The sequence below is a fragment of the Rhizobium laguerreae genome (assembly GCF_002008165.1).
Taxonomy (GTDB): Bacteria; Pseudomonadota; Alphaproteobacteria; order Rhizobiales; family Rhizobiaceae; genus Rhizobium; species Rhizobium laguerreae.
The window spans coordinates 236,717-249,862 of record NZ_MRDM01000009.1; the positions used below are offsets into that span (position 1 = coordinate 236,717).

Sequence of the window (13,146 nt, forward strand, 5' to 3'; positions counted from 1 at the left end):
CCAGCATGAACACAACATCTGTCGATAACGCCGCCCTCCTGACGACGATCGATCGCGTGGCAACGGCTTTCAGCCGGCTCAGAGGCATCAAGGAAGGTCTCGTGACGGGAAATTCCGCCTCCGGAATCCAGTTCGACGAATGGGACTGGGAAGTCGGCGTCGGCCTTTACGGCTTCCTGCGGCGCGCCATTTCCACCAATGATCAGAAAGCGCTGCAGGAGCTCGTCGCCTGGTATGCCGGCCAGATCGAACGCGGCCTACCGCCGCGCCAGATCAACAGCACGGCGCCGATGCTGCCGCTGGCGATCCTCGTCCAGCATGTCGACCGTCCCGATTTTCGTGCTCTCGTCGAGGACTGGGCCGAATGGCTCGTCAAGGAACTGCCGAAGACCGAAGACGGCGGCTTTCAGCACGTCGTCAAGGAGCGTCTCAATGACGGCGAATTGTGGGACGATACGCTGTTCATGGCCTGCCTGTTTCTCGCCCGGGCCGGCGTGCTCTGCGAACGCAGCGAATGGATCGACGAAGCCGTCTATCAATTCGTGATCCACACCCGCTACCTCTCCGATCCGGTCAGCGGGCTCTGGTATCACGGCTGGACCTTCAACGGACGGCACAATTTTGCCAATGCCTTCTGGGCGCGCGGCAATGCCTGGATCACCGTCGCCATCCCCGAACTCTTCGATCTTGTTCCGACGCTCGGCGAGAAGGACCGGCGGTTCCTTTCGAATGTCCTCGTCAGCCAGGTGCGTTCGCTCAAGGCATACCAGCGGCCGGACGGGATGTTCACGACGCTTCTGGACGATCCGTCCTCGCCGCTGGAAACCTCGGCCACGGCAGGCATCGCCTATGGCATATTGCGCGCCGTCGATGCCGGCATTCTCGACAAGGACGACAGGGCCTATGCGGAGCGCGCGCTTGCGGCGGTGCTGGCGCAGATCGACGAGGAAGGTGTCGTCCACGGCGTCTCCGACGGCACGCCGATGGGTCATGACCTCGATTTCTACCGGCGCATCCCCAATGTGCCGACGCCTTACGGCCAGGCGCTGACCATGCTGCTCCTGACGGAAGTCCTCCTCGAGAACGGCCATCGCCAATGAGCCCCGTGTCTATTGTCGCGATCGAACCGGCGGAGGGCGACGATACGGTCCGCCTGCAGGCGGCCATCGACGGCCTGTCGGCTTCGGGCGGCGGACGCATGGAGCTCATGGCCGGCATCCATGTCTGCCGGGGGCTCCAGCTCAGATCCGGCGTCGAACTGCATCTGGCCGCCGGCGCGATCCTGCGTCCCGTTCCGGACTATGCCGCCTATGCGCATACGAGTGTTTCGGTGATCGCCGAAAAATCGGACCGCGCCATGATCGTCGCCAAGGATGCGCGGCGGATCAGCCTGACGGGGGCCGGCCGCATCGAAGCCGGCTGCGACAGCTTTATCGTGGGAGACGACGAGATTGTGGGAACCTTCATTCCGGCCGAATTTCGGCCCCGCGTCGTCGTCTTCGAGGGCTGCGCCGAGGTCGAGATCAGCTCCATCCATATCAGCCGCTCGCCGATGTGGACGCTGCACTTCGTCAACTGCACCGATGTCGCGGTCAGGAACGTGACCATCGATAACGACCGCCGTCTTCCCAATACCGACGGCATCGTGCTGGATGCCTGCCGCGGCGCCGTCATCGAGGACTGCCGGATATCGACGGCCGACGACGGCATATGCCTGAAGACGAGCATCGGTCCTGATCGCGTCGCCATCGGGCGATGCGAAAACATTCTCGTCCGCCGCTGCGCCGTTCAGAGCCTCAGCTGCGCGCTGAAGATCGGCACGGAAACGCATGGCGACGTCACCAATGTCGTGTTCGAGGACTGCACCGCCTCATCCTCCAACAGGGCGCTGGGCGTCTTTTCGCGCGACGGCGGCCGGATATCGAACGTAAGGTTTTCGAGAATTGCGGTAGAGTGCCGCGAGACCCCCGATGGCTTCTGGGGCTCGGGGGAGGCGCTGACCGTCAATGTCGTCGACCGTGTTACGGAACGCACGGCAGGCGCCATCGAAAATCTCATCGTCGAGGACATCACCGGCCGGATGGAGGGGGCGATCACCGTTATTTCGACGTCGTCGGCCGGCATCCGGAACGCATCGCTGGCGCGTATCGCCATCGATCAGCAGCCTGGGCAGCTCGGCACGGCGCGATCCTACGACCTGCGTCCGACGAACGCGGACCTTTCCCCAAAAGCCGATGGCGGCGGCCGTGCGAATGCCTGGACCCTCGGGTCGGACGGCCGGGTGATTGGTCTTGAGCACTATCCGGGAGGAATGCCGGCCGTCTACGTGGCTGATGTCACCGGGATCCTGATGAACGAGGTGCGGATCACGAGGCCGACACCGCTGCCGCAAGGCTGGAACAAAAACGACGCCGTCTTCGAAACGGCGGCACCTGATGGGAGTGGGACATGGCAGAACTGAAACTTTCCAACGTCAACAAGTCGTATGGCTCGGTCAAAGTCCTGCATGACGTCGAACTCGATATCAAGGACGGCGAGTTCGTCGTCTTCGTCGGTCCGTCGGGATGCGGCAAGTCGACCCTGCTGCGCGTCATCGCCGGCCTCGAAGAGGTGACGTCAGGCGCAATCGCGATCGGGGCGCGCGACGTCAGCGCACTCTCGCCGGCCGAGCGCAAGATCGCGATGGTCTTCCAGTCCTATGCGCTCTATCCGCATATGAGCGTTCGCAAGAACCTTGCTTTCGGGCTGGAGAACCTGAAGTTCAAGCGTGCCGAGATCGAGGCGCGGATTGCCGAAGCTGCCAGGATGCTGGCGATCGAACCCTATCTGGATCGGCGTCCGAAGCAGCTTTCGGGCGGCCAGCGCCAGCGCGTGGCGATCGGCCGGGCCATCGTGCGCGAACCTGATATTTTCCTTTTCGACGAGCCGCTGTCCAATCTCGACGCTGCGCTACGCGTCCAGACCCGGGCCGAGATCACCAAGCTCCACCGCGACATCAAGACGACGATGATCTATGTCACGCATGACCAGGTCGAGGCGATGACGATGGCCGACAAGATCGTCGTGCTGCGCGCCGGGCGGGTCGAGCAGGTCGGAGCACCGCTGGACCTGTTCGACAGCCCGCGCAATCTCTTCGTCGCGGGCTTCCTCGGCTCGCCGCGCATGAACATCATCAAGGGCAAGGTATCAGGCGTCAGCGAAAGCGGCGTCACCATCGATGTCGGCAACGGCGGCAGCATCGTCAGCGATGTCGATCTCGCCGGCATTGCGGTCGGCCAGGCCGTTCTCGCCGGTATCCGGCCCGCGCATTTTTCACGCTCCAGCGAGCAGGGCCTGCCGTTCATCGTCCAGTATCACGAGGGCCTCGGCACCGAGACCTATGTCTATGGCAACCTTGCAGGTCGGGATGAGCAGATCATCATTCATGAGGCCGGCCATTTCGCGCCGGCGCCTGGTGATCACATCGTGATCGATGCCGCCCCGGGGCGGGTTCATCTGTTCGATCCCGAAAGCGGCCTGGCTTTTGCCCGGCGGCCCGGACAGGGGAGGCGCTGAACATGGCGGCGCTCAAGGCAGGTGCATTGCTGTCCCAGGCAGGGGAAACGGCGATGAGAGTGGTCGAAACCCCGATAAATCTGATCGAGCGCGTGTTCGGCCGCAAGCGTATGCCATGGCTGTTCCTGGCGCCGAACCTCGTTCTGTTCGCTATCTTCACGTTCCTTCCGATCGCGATCGCGATCGGTTACGCCTTTACCGGCGGAACCAATCTTTTCGTGTCGGAGCGCCCCTTCGTCGGCCTGGACAATTTCCGCACGCTGCTTTCCTGCGGCAATTATCTGCAGCCGGGAACCTGCCAGGAATCGCTGTTCTGGACGGCTGTGTGGAACACGCTCTGGTTCGTGGCCTTCAATGTCGTCGCCACATTGCTCGTGGCGCTGATCACGGCGCTGATCCTCAATCGGGCGATCGTCGCGCGCGGCTTCTTCAGGGCGATGTTCTTCTATCCCGTCCTGCTGTCACCCGTCGTCATCGGTCTCATCTGGAAATGGTTCCTCGATCGCAACGGGCTGTTGAACGCCTTCTTCCAGATGATCGGCGTTCCCCCTGAGATCTTCCTGCTCGACGTCGGCTGGTCGCGCTTCTTCGTCGTCGCGGTGTCGGTCTGGTTTCACATGGGGTTTTATACCCTGATCCTCCTCGCTGGCCTCCAAGCCATCCCGAAGGAGCTCTACGAGGCTGCCTCCATCGATGCCGCCTCGCCGCGCCGCACGCTGTTCAGGATCACGCTTCCCCTGCTGGCCCCGAACCTCTTAGTCGTGTTCATTCTTTTGATGATCAAGTCCGTCCAGATCTTCGACGAGGCCTGGGTTCTGACCAATGGCGGCGGCCCCGGCACGGCCAACAGCTTCATCGTCCAATATATCTACCAGATGGCATTCGGCAGCGATCTTCGCCTCTTCGGACTGGCCTCCGCTGCCTCGGTTCTCATGGGGCTGGTGCTTCTGGTTCTCACCCTCATACAGCTGCGCATCGGCAAGCGAATGGAGTCCTGAGATGAACCCGATCAGCTTTTTCACGCGCACACGCCGGGCCGGACGCATCGATATAACCGACATATTGTCATGGGTCTGGCTGATCGGCGGAACCTTCGTGGTGTTGCTTCCGGTCCTCTGGGCAGGCCTCTCCTCGCTGAAGCCGGCGGCTGAAATCACCCGGTTTCCGCCGACACTGCTTCCCCGGGCCGCCGTCGAACAGACCGTGCCCGGCTTCGACAAGCCGCTTAGCCTCTGGCAGGTCAATGTCGATGGCCAGATGCGTGAAATGGCCATGGTCCGCCGCATCGGCCTCAAGGCCCAGATGATCGATCCCGCAAATCCGGGACCACCCGTCAGCGTCGACGTCAAGGGGATGACGCCGGTGCAGAAGCTGACGGTTGCCACGCAGAATTACACCGATCCGCTGACGCGTTTCAACTTCCTGACATTCCTCAAGAATTCAGTGTTCGTCACCTTCGTCGCAACGCTTCTGACGCTCATCGTCAACGCCATGGCGGCCTTCGCCCTGTCGAAATACAAATTTGCAGGTGATACGACTGTCTTCGTCATCATCATTTCGACGCTGATGATCCCGCTCGCCGTCGTCATGGTGCCAGCCTATCTCGTCATTGTCGGGGTAGGGCTTGCCGACAACCTCTGGGGCGTCATCCTGCCGACGGTTGCCTCTCCGACCGCCGTCTTCCTGCTGCGGCAATATATGCTCACCATACCCGACGAGCTGATAGAGGCGGCGCGCGTCGATGCGGCGAGCGAATTCTGCATCTTCTGGCGCATCATCCTGCCGCTGACGGCGCCGGCGCTCGCGGTGCTGGCGATCTTTTCCGTGCTCTGGCGATGGAACGATTTCCTCTGGCCGCTCATCGTCCTCAACAGCCGCGAGAATTTCACCCTGCAGGTCGGCCTGAATGCATTCCAGGGAGAGTTCTCGGTGCAGTGGCACTATATCCTGGCGATGACGTTCCTCAGTCTGCTGCCTGTCACCGTCGTCTTCCTGTTCCTGCAGAAGTACATCACCACTGGCATCGCCGGAACAGGCATGAAGTGAACGGCGAGGCGTGGAGATAGACCTCCCCGCAATCGCCGAACGACCATACCACGTCTTCCTCCCGGCTGAGGCGCGTCGCATTGAACCTGGTTCATGCGGCGCGTTTCGGTTTTTGTCTTTGCCCAGAGCCCTCATTCGTCGGCCACGTTGTGACATGCATCCTTGACTGGCACCGAGGTACCCCAATTGATCGCCTGGATCTCTCCAATTCATCTCCAATGCCGGAATAAAGCATCAGGCCGCGACATCTAACGCGGCGGCCCGATGCTGCCGCGCAGGACGAGGTGGCATCCAAGTTCCAGGCGATGGGCCGGCCGCTGCGGATCGTTGGCGATCAGGCGCTGTTCGATCAGCGCCAAGGCGGCGGCGCCGAGCCTGTCTGTGGGAACGCTGACCGTCGATAACGGCGGGCGGCTGAACTCGCCGGGAACGATGTCGTCGAACCCCAGCACTGATATCGCTTCCGGCACGCGGATGTCCCGATCGGCCAATGCCTTCAGACAGCCGAGCGCCAGATTGTCGGCGGCGCAAAAGACGGCGGTCGCGCCTTTCATCGTGGCATCGCGGTCGAGCAGCGCGTTGATCGCAGCCTCGCCGTGCTTGGGCTCATACCCCTCGGCCTCGACGATCATATCGTCCGGCACCGGAAGCTGGGCGGCGAAATAGGCATCGGAAAAGCCGTCATATCGGCGCTGGATCGTCGTGCGTCCCTTCCAGGTCAGGTGCAGGATACGGCGATGCCCGAGCGCCAGCAGGTGCTCGATGCCGAGCCGCGCTCCGAAGCGGTTTTCGGGGGTGACCGTATCGACCAGCATGGCGGGGTCTTCGCCGTTGACGATGACGACAGGCATATCAGGGGAGGCGAGGCTTCGGATCAGTTCCGGCTGATCGTCGTTCAGGACCACGATGCCGTCGGCGCGTTCCGAGAGCGCGATCTGCCTGACTTGAGCGCCGTCGATACGCCGGCCGGTGCTGACGAAGGGTACGATCCTGATGCCGCGGCGTTCGCACTCCCTACGGAGACCGTTGAGGATCGTCCAGCTCACCAGATTGAGGTCGCTCTCGGGCGCGGCATCGTCGGGAATGGCGAGAAGCAGGACGCGCAAGGTCGCGATCGTTGCCTTCTTCCTCCGGCGGTCGAGGTAGCCTAAGCGTTTGGCCGAATCCAGAACCCTTTCGCGTACCTCGATCGTTAGCGGTGCGGTTCCGTTGAGCGCGTGCGAGGCCGTGCTCAGCGACACGTCCGCATCGCGCGCGACATCCTTGAGATTGACTTTGCGTTCCACTTTTTCCGTCACGAATTGAGGTCGTGCCTTCGAAGGCATAGGTAACTCGATGTTTTCACATAAAAACTTGAGAAAAGCTACGTGCCTGGTGCGGTATTTTTTGTCATTTGGCGATCAGTGAGGTTTGGCAAGCAGGCCATTGAGCAGCAGGTCGAAATAAGTCCGCAGGAAGGCCTCCTTGTTGGGTGTGGGCACGCGGCGGTCGTCGAATATCAGCCGCAGAACTGTCGTCGTCAGGATGGGCGCGACCACGATGTCGGAGAATTCCACCGGAACTTCGCGAAACTCCCCCGACGTCACACCCTCCAGAATGAGAGCGTCGACCTTGGTGATGATTGGCTCAATGAACTGATCGTGGTGGCGGTCGATCAGGTCGGGGAACCGGTGTCCTTCGGCGATGACCAGCCGTGTCAGTTCGCGGGTCGTACGATCCTCGGCGATTTGTTCATAGAGCAGGCCGAGAATGGAAATCAGCCGGTCGGTGGCGCTGCCGCTGAGGTTCTCGGTGATCCCCAGCAGTTCTTGAAACGGCACCGAGAAATGGTTGATCATAGCTTCGAAAAGTTTCTCCTTCGTCTCGAAGTAGACATACACCGTACCCTTGGTGACGCCGACCCTGTCGGCGATGTCTTCGACGCGCGTGCCGGTGAAACCGCTTCTCACGAATTCCTCGAAGGCGGCATCCAGGATCTGGATGGGCCGCAGCGCTTTCTGTTCCGCGCGTGTGATCTTCTTCTGAGCTGCCATTTGCCTCGCCTCCCTTGTTGCGCTCGCCCTGATCCCGCGGCACAAAGTTTCATTGACTAATCCGTCAGTCAATTATATAGGAGCTGCCGTTGAGAGCAAGAGGTCAACTATGAGAACCATTCTGGTCGCCACAGCGATCGTATGCGCCATCGGTCTCGGATCATGCAGCGATGCAAGCGGGCCGACCGAGCCCACCCCGCGGCAGATCTCCGTCGTCGTCGCCAAGCCTGAGCCGCTGGCTCAGGGCGGCGCGGTCACAGGAGAAGTGCGGGCGCGTGTTCAGACCGATCTGTCCTTCCGCGTCAGCGGCAAGATCATCGAGCGGCTGGTGGAAGTCGGACAGTCCGTGAAGGCGGGGCAGCTCCTCGCGCGGATCGATCCGGAAGAGCAGAAGGCCGAGCTGGAGGTGGCGGCAGCCAATCTTCAGTCGGCTGAGGCGCAGCAGACCCAGGCACAGCTCGCATACGACCGCCAGCAGAGCCTGTTTCGAACGCAGGTGACGACGCGTGCGGCACTCGACCAGGCGCAGGAAGCGCTTCTGACCGCGCAGGCATCGACGAAGTCGGCGCAGGCGCTGTTGGAAACCGCTCAGGATACCTTGTCTTACACAGAGCTGAAGGCGGACGCCGACGGGATGATCACTGCCCGCAATGCCGAGGTCGGGCAGGTGGCGCAGGCCGCCCAGGTCGTCTTCACTCTTGCCCATGACGGTGACCGCGATGCCGTCTTCGAAGTGGTCGAAAGTGCGTTCCTGCGCCCGATCGACGGCGATGGCACAGTGGCCCTGCTATCTGACCCGACGCAGAAGATCGCGGCGAAGGTTCGCGAGATTTCGCCGACGATCGATTCCTCCACCGGAACCATCAAGGTCAAGGTCGCGATATCGAGCGACGCTCCGATGCCTCTCGGCGCTCCCGTCGTCGGAAGATTCAATTACGTCTCGCAGGACGTCATCCAGCTTCCCTGGTCCGCCATGACATCCAAGGACGGCAAGCCGGCCGTCTGGATCGTCGATCCCGCATCGTCTGCGGTTTCGGTTCGGGCGGTGGATATCTCCGGCTATGAGACCGGCAGCTTCATCGTCAAGTCGGGCGTATCGCAAGGTGAGGTCGTGGTGGCAGACGGAACCAAGTTCCTCAGGCCGGGTGAAATCGTGTCTTATGTCAAGGAAGTTTCCAAGTGAGAATTCGTCTCAACATAGTCGCTCTGATGATGGGTACGGCCCTGATCTCCTCCTGCGCGCCGCAGGATGAGGAGAAGGGGGAAACGCCCCGTCCCGTGCTGTCGATGACAGTCAAGCCGACATCGGCCTCGAGCTTGAGCCTCACCGGCACGATCGAACCGACGATCAAGACCGAACTCGGGTTCCGGATTCTCGGGCGGATGATCGCCCGCAACGTCAATGTCGGCGATCTCGTCAAGAAGGATGACGTCGTTGCCGCCATCGATCCGCTGGCGCTGGAGCTTGCCGTACGCAACGCTCAGTCGGACGTCGAGAACAGCGACGCCCAGCTCAGAAACGCGGTGACCACGGAGCAGCGCCAGCGCGCGCTGCTGACGTCGCGCTCCGGCACCGAAGCCTCGCTCGAAGAGGCCGAGCAGGCAAGGCGAACCGCCGCAGCCGCCGTCGCCAAGGCGCAGGCCAATCTCGACAAGGCCAAGGAGCAGCTCGGTTATGCGCAGCTTCGGGCGGAGTTCGACGGGGTGGTGACGGCGACCTCGGCCGAGGTCGGGCAGGTGGTGTCGGCCGGCCAGACAGTCGTGACCATTGCCCGGCCGGACAAACGCGACGCCGTTGTCGATGTCCCGCAGGCGGCCGCCCAGAAACTGAAGATCGGCGCGCCCTTCGAAGTGACGTTGCAGCTCGATCCGACCATCCGCACGTCCGGGATCGTGCGCGAAATAGCACCGGAGGCGGAGACCTCTACCCGCACGAGCAGGACCAAGATCGCGCTCACCAATCCGCCCGAAGCCTTCAGGCTCGGCTCGGTCATCACAGCCGCGGCAACCATTGCCGCCGATCCGCAGATCGTCCTGCCTTCCTCGGCAATCCTTGCGAGCAGCGACGGCCCGAGTGTCTGGATCGTCGATGCACCTGCCGGAAAGGTATCGCTTCGCCGCGTGAAGATCGACGGCGACGTCGAAGACGGCGGCAGCGTCCGCGTCACCGAGGGGCTCGCCCCCGGAGAAAGGGTCGTCGTGGCAGGCGTGCATAAACTTGAAGATGGCCAGGCCATCAGGATCGACCAGGAGATCAGCCAGTGAAGTCCTTCAATCTTTCCGACTGGGCGCTCGAACACCGTTCGCTCGTCTGGTACTTCATGATCGTCTTCATTCTCGCAGGCGCCTTCTCCTACGTGAAGCTCGGCCGCGAGGAAGACCCGAACTTCACGATCAAGACGATGGTAATCACCGCCCAGTGGCCCGGCGCCTCCGCCGAAGAAGTGACGCGGCAGGTGACCGACAGGATCGAGAAGAAGCTCCAGGAACTGGAATCGCTGGACTATACCAAGAGCGAGACCGTTGCCGGCCAGACGACCGTCTTCGTCGAGCTGCTGCCGACGACCAAGGCAAGGGACGTGGCGCCGACCTGGCTGCGCATCCGCAACATGATCGCCGACATCAAGGGTGATTTCCCGACCGGCGTCGTCGGTCCTTTCTTCAACGATCGCTTCGGCGACGTTTTCGGAAACATCTACGCCTTCACCAGCGACGGCCTTACTCAGCGGCAGCTTCGCGATCTTGTGGAAAACGCCCGCTCCGAGGTCCTGACCGTGCCCAATGTCGGCAAGGTCGATGTGGTCGGCGCCCAGGACGAGGCGATCTATCTGGAATTCTCAACGCGCCAGATCGCAGCACTCGGGATCGACCAGCAGTCGGTCATCCAGACCCTGCAGGCGCAGAATGCCGTCACGCAATCCGGCTTCGTCGATGCCGGGCCAGAGCGTATCGCCTTGCGGGTGAGTGGACAATTCACCTCCGAGGAAAGTCTGAGATCGATCAATCTTCGGATCAACGACCGCTTTTTTCCGCTGACCGACGTCGCCACGATCAAACGCGGCTACGTGGATCCGCCGTCGGCGCTGTTCCGATTCAACGGCCAGCCTGCCATCGGGCTTGCAATCGGCATGAAGCAGGGCGCCAATCTTCTGGAGTTCGGCGAGGGGCTCGACGCGCAGATGAAGCGTGTCGTCGCCGACCTCCCGATCGGCGTGGATGTCCACCGCGTTTCCGATCAGCCGGCCGTTGTCGACGAAGCGGTGTCCGGATTTACCCGCGCGCTCTTCGAAGCGATCGTCATCGTGCTGATCATCAGCTTCATCAGCCTTGGTCTTCGCGCCGGCATGGTGGTGGCGATCTCCATACCGCTCGTGCTCGCCATCACCTTCGTGGTGATGGAGTATTCCGGCATTTCGCTTCAGCGCATCTCGCTCGGAGCTTTGATCATCGCACTCGGGCTGCTTGTCGACGACGCCATGATCGCTGTCGAGATGATGGTGGCCCGCCTGGAGGCGGGCGACGATCTCAGGAAGGCCGCCACCCACGTTTATACGTCGACCGCCTTTCCGATGCTGACGGGAACGCTCGTGACCGTAGCGGGCTTCATTCCGGTTGGTCTCAACAACAGCGCTGCCGGTGAATTCACCTTCACGCTTTTCGTCGTCATCGCGGTTTCGCTGATCGTCTCCTGGGTGGTGGCGGTGCTGTTCACGCCGCTTCTCGGCGTCACGATCCTGCCGAAGACGATGAAATCGCATCACGAGAAGAAGGGCCGCTTCGCCTCGGTCTTCTCCTGGCTCCTGGGCCTGGCGATGCGCTGGCGCTGGGTCACCATCATTCTGACGGTCGGCGTTTTCGGGCTTTCGATTGGCGGCATGGGGCTGGTGCAGCAGCAGTTCTTTCCCAGCTCGGACAGGACTGAGCTCATTATCGACTGGAACCTCCCCCACAACAGTTCGATCGCCGAAACCAATAGGCAGATGGCCAGGTTCGAAAAGGAGATGCTGGCCGACAACAAGGATATCGATCATTGGACGACCTATGTCGGCCAGGGCGCCCCGCGCTTCATCCTATCCTTCGACGTGCAGACGCCCAACGTGTCGTTTGGACAGACGATCATCGTCACCAAGGGGCTCGACGTGCGCGACAAGGTGCGAACAGAGCTGCAGGACTATCTGACGAAAACCTTCCCGGGCACCGACGCCTTCGTGAAGCTTCTCGACATCGGTCCGCCGGTCGGCAAGCCGGTCCAGTACCGGGTCAGCGGCCCTGATATTCAAAAGGTCCGCGATCTCTCGCAGAAATTTGCCGGCGTCATCGGATCGCATCCGCTTCTGGCGAACATGGTCCTGGACTGGAACGAGCCGTCCCGCGTGGTGAAGGTCGATGTCCTGCAGGACAAGGCGCGCCAGCTCGGCGTATCCTCCGAAGACATCGCCACCGCCCTCAACGGCATCGTCGAAGGCTCGACGGCCACCCAGGTTCGAGACGATATCTACCTGGTCAATGTCATCGGCCGCGCCAGGGCTTCCGAGCGCGACTCCATCCAGACGCTGCAGAACCTGCAGCTCTCCACCTCCAATGGCAAGGTCGTGCCGCTCTCCGCCGTGGCGAATTTCCGCTACGAGCTCGAGCAGCCGACCATCTGGCGTCGCGACAGGCAACCCACCATAACGATCAAGGCGGCCGTCGTCGGTCCGACGCAACCGGCCACGGTCGTCGAACAGCTCAAGCCGAAGGTCGAAGAATTCCAGAAAGGCCTTCCAGTGGGATACAAGGTGGAAGTGGGTGGCGCGGTCGAATCCAGCGCCGACTCACAGGGGCCGATCGTGGCTGTGGCTCCGCTGATGCTGTTTGCGATGGCGACGATCCTGATGATCCAGCTGCAAAGCTTCAGCCGCCTGTTCCTGGTGTTCGCCGTCGCGCCGACGGCCCTGATCGGCGTCGTCGCGGCCCTGCTCCTCAGCAACGCCCCCATGGGCTTCGTCGCGATCCTGGGCGTGCTCGCGCTCATCGGCATTCTGATCCGCAACTCTGTCATCCTGGTTGTCCAGATCGAGCATTTGCGCAGCGAAGGAATGGCGGCCTGGCAAGCGGTCATCGAGGCCACCGAACACCGCATGCGGCCGATCATGCTGACGGCCGCGGCAGCCACGCTGGCGCTGATCCCGATCTCGCGCGAGATCTTCTGGGGGCCGATGGCCTACGCCATGATGGGCGGCATCGTCGTCGGAACCGCACTCACCCTGCTGTTCCTGCCTGCGCTCTACGTCGCGTGGTTCAGGATTCCGAGGGACGAAGGCGTTCGGGCCGAAGCCGCGGCGGCAGAGGTGTGACGCAGTCTTCGACGGCCATCGCCCACGGCCGCCGCGGCGGCCGCTGCAACACGGGCCGCGATAAAATGTGTGGGGTGGCGCAGGCGATGCCATCCCACGCGGGAACGAGAACGACATGCCGTATGACGAGATTGGCGCCCGAGAGCCTTGATCCCAGGGGAAATTTATCGATGACG

General features: G+C 62.1%; 10 protein-coding genes. 8 read left to right on the top strand and 2 right to left on the bottom strand.

All coding sequences use genetic code 11. The annotated features are described in order from the left end of the window. The first annotated feature begins 5 nt into the window (after positions 1 to 5). Genes bglB through BS630_RS07430 form a run of 5 tightly spaced genes read left to right on the top strand, consistent with a single transcriptional unit; the run spans position 6 to position 5,601 of the window. Positions 6 to 1,100, top strand: coding sequence for a beta-galactosidase BglB (bglB, locus tag BS630_RS07410; RefSeq protein ID WP_077976881.1), 1,095 nt, complete (start codon positions 6 to 8; stop codon positions 1,098 to 1,100). Continuing rightward, positions 1,097 to 2,461 (top strand): polygalacturonase PglB, encoded by a 1,365-nt coding sequence (gene pglB / locus BS630_RS07415; RefSeq protein WP_077976882.1) that lies wholly within the window; start codon positions 1,097 to 1,099, stop codon positions 2,459 to 2,461. Before bglB ends, pglB begins: the two co-directional genes overlap by 4 nt. Beyond that, positions 2,449 to 3,555 carry an ABC transporter ATP-binding protein gene (locus BS630_RS07420; protein WP_077976883.1) on the top strand — a complete coding sequence of 369 codons (1,107 nt, stop codon included), beginning with the start codon at positions 2,449 to 2,451 and terminating at the stop codon, positions 3,553 to 3,555. Before pglB ends, BS630_RS07420 begins: the two co-directional genes overlap by 13 nt. 2 nt (positions 3,556 to 3,557) lie before the next feature. After that, the gene (locus BS630_RS07425) at positions 3,558 to 4,553 is read left to right on the top strand and encodes a carbohydrate ABC transporter permease (protein WP_077976884.1); all 996 of its coding nucleotides are present in this window, start codon (positions 3,558 to 3,560) and stop codon (positions 4,551 to 4,553) included. A 1-nt stretch (position 4,554) separates the two neighbouring features. Then, positions 4,555 to 5,601 (top strand): carbohydrate ABC transporter permease, encoded by a 1,047-nt coding sequence (locus BS630_RS07430; RefSeq protein ID WP_077976885.1) that lies wholly within the window; start codon positions 4,555 to 4,557, stop codon positions 5,599 to 5,601. Between the two features lie 248 nt (positions 5,602 to 5,849). Here BS630_RS07430 and BS630_RS07435 read toward each other — a convergent pair whose 3' ends face one another. Both BS630_RS07435 and BS630_RS07440 read right to left on the bottom strand, forming a co-directional pair. Continuing rightward, positions 5,850 to 6,926, bottom strand: a complete 1,077-nt coding sequence (locus BS630_RS07435; RefSeq protein WP_170269047.1) for a LacI family DNA-binding transcriptional regulator — start codon at positions 6,924 to 6,926, stop codon at positions 5,850 to 5,852. 75 nt (positions 6,927 to 7,001) lie between these two features. Further along, positions 7,002 to 7,634, bottom strand: a complete 633-nt coding sequence (locus BS630_RS07440) for a TetR/AcrR family transcriptional regulator (RefSeq protein ID WP_077976886.1) — start codon at positions 7,632 to 7,634, stop codon at positions 7,002 to 7,004. 109 nt (positions 7,635 to 7,743) lie between these two features. Here BS630_RS07440 and BS630_RS07445 point away from each other — a divergent pair, with 109 nt between their 5' ends. The 3 genes from BS630_RS07445 to BS630_RS07455 are packed head-to-tail and all read left to right on the top strand — an operon-like array spanning position 7,744 to position 12,970. Next, the gene (locus BS630_RS07445) at positions 7,744 to 8,817 is read left to right on the top strand and encodes an efflux RND transporter periplasmic adaptor subunit (protein WP_077976887.1); all 1,074 of its coding nucleotides are present in this window, start codon (positions 7,744 to 7,746) and stop codon (positions 8,815 to 8,817) included. Beyond that, the gene (locus BS630_RS07450) at positions 8,814 to 9,899 is read left to right on the top strand and encodes an efflux RND transporter periplasmic adaptor subunit (protein WP_077976888.1); all 1,086 of its coding nucleotides are present in this window, start codon (positions 8,814 to 8,816) and stop codon (positions 9,897 to 9,899) included. Before BS630_RS07445 ends, BS630_RS07450 begins: the two co-directional genes overlap by 4 nt. Next, positions 9,896 to 12,970, top strand: a complete 3,075-nt coding sequence (locus tag BS630_RS07455) for an efflux RND transporter permease subunit (RefSeq protein ID WP_077976889.1) — start codon at positions 9,896 to 9,898, stop codon at positions 12,968 to 12,970. The genes BS630_RS07450 and BS630_RS07455 overlap by 4 nt, the downstream gene beginning before the upstream one ends. Positions 12,971 to 13,146 lie beyond the last annotated feature (176 nt).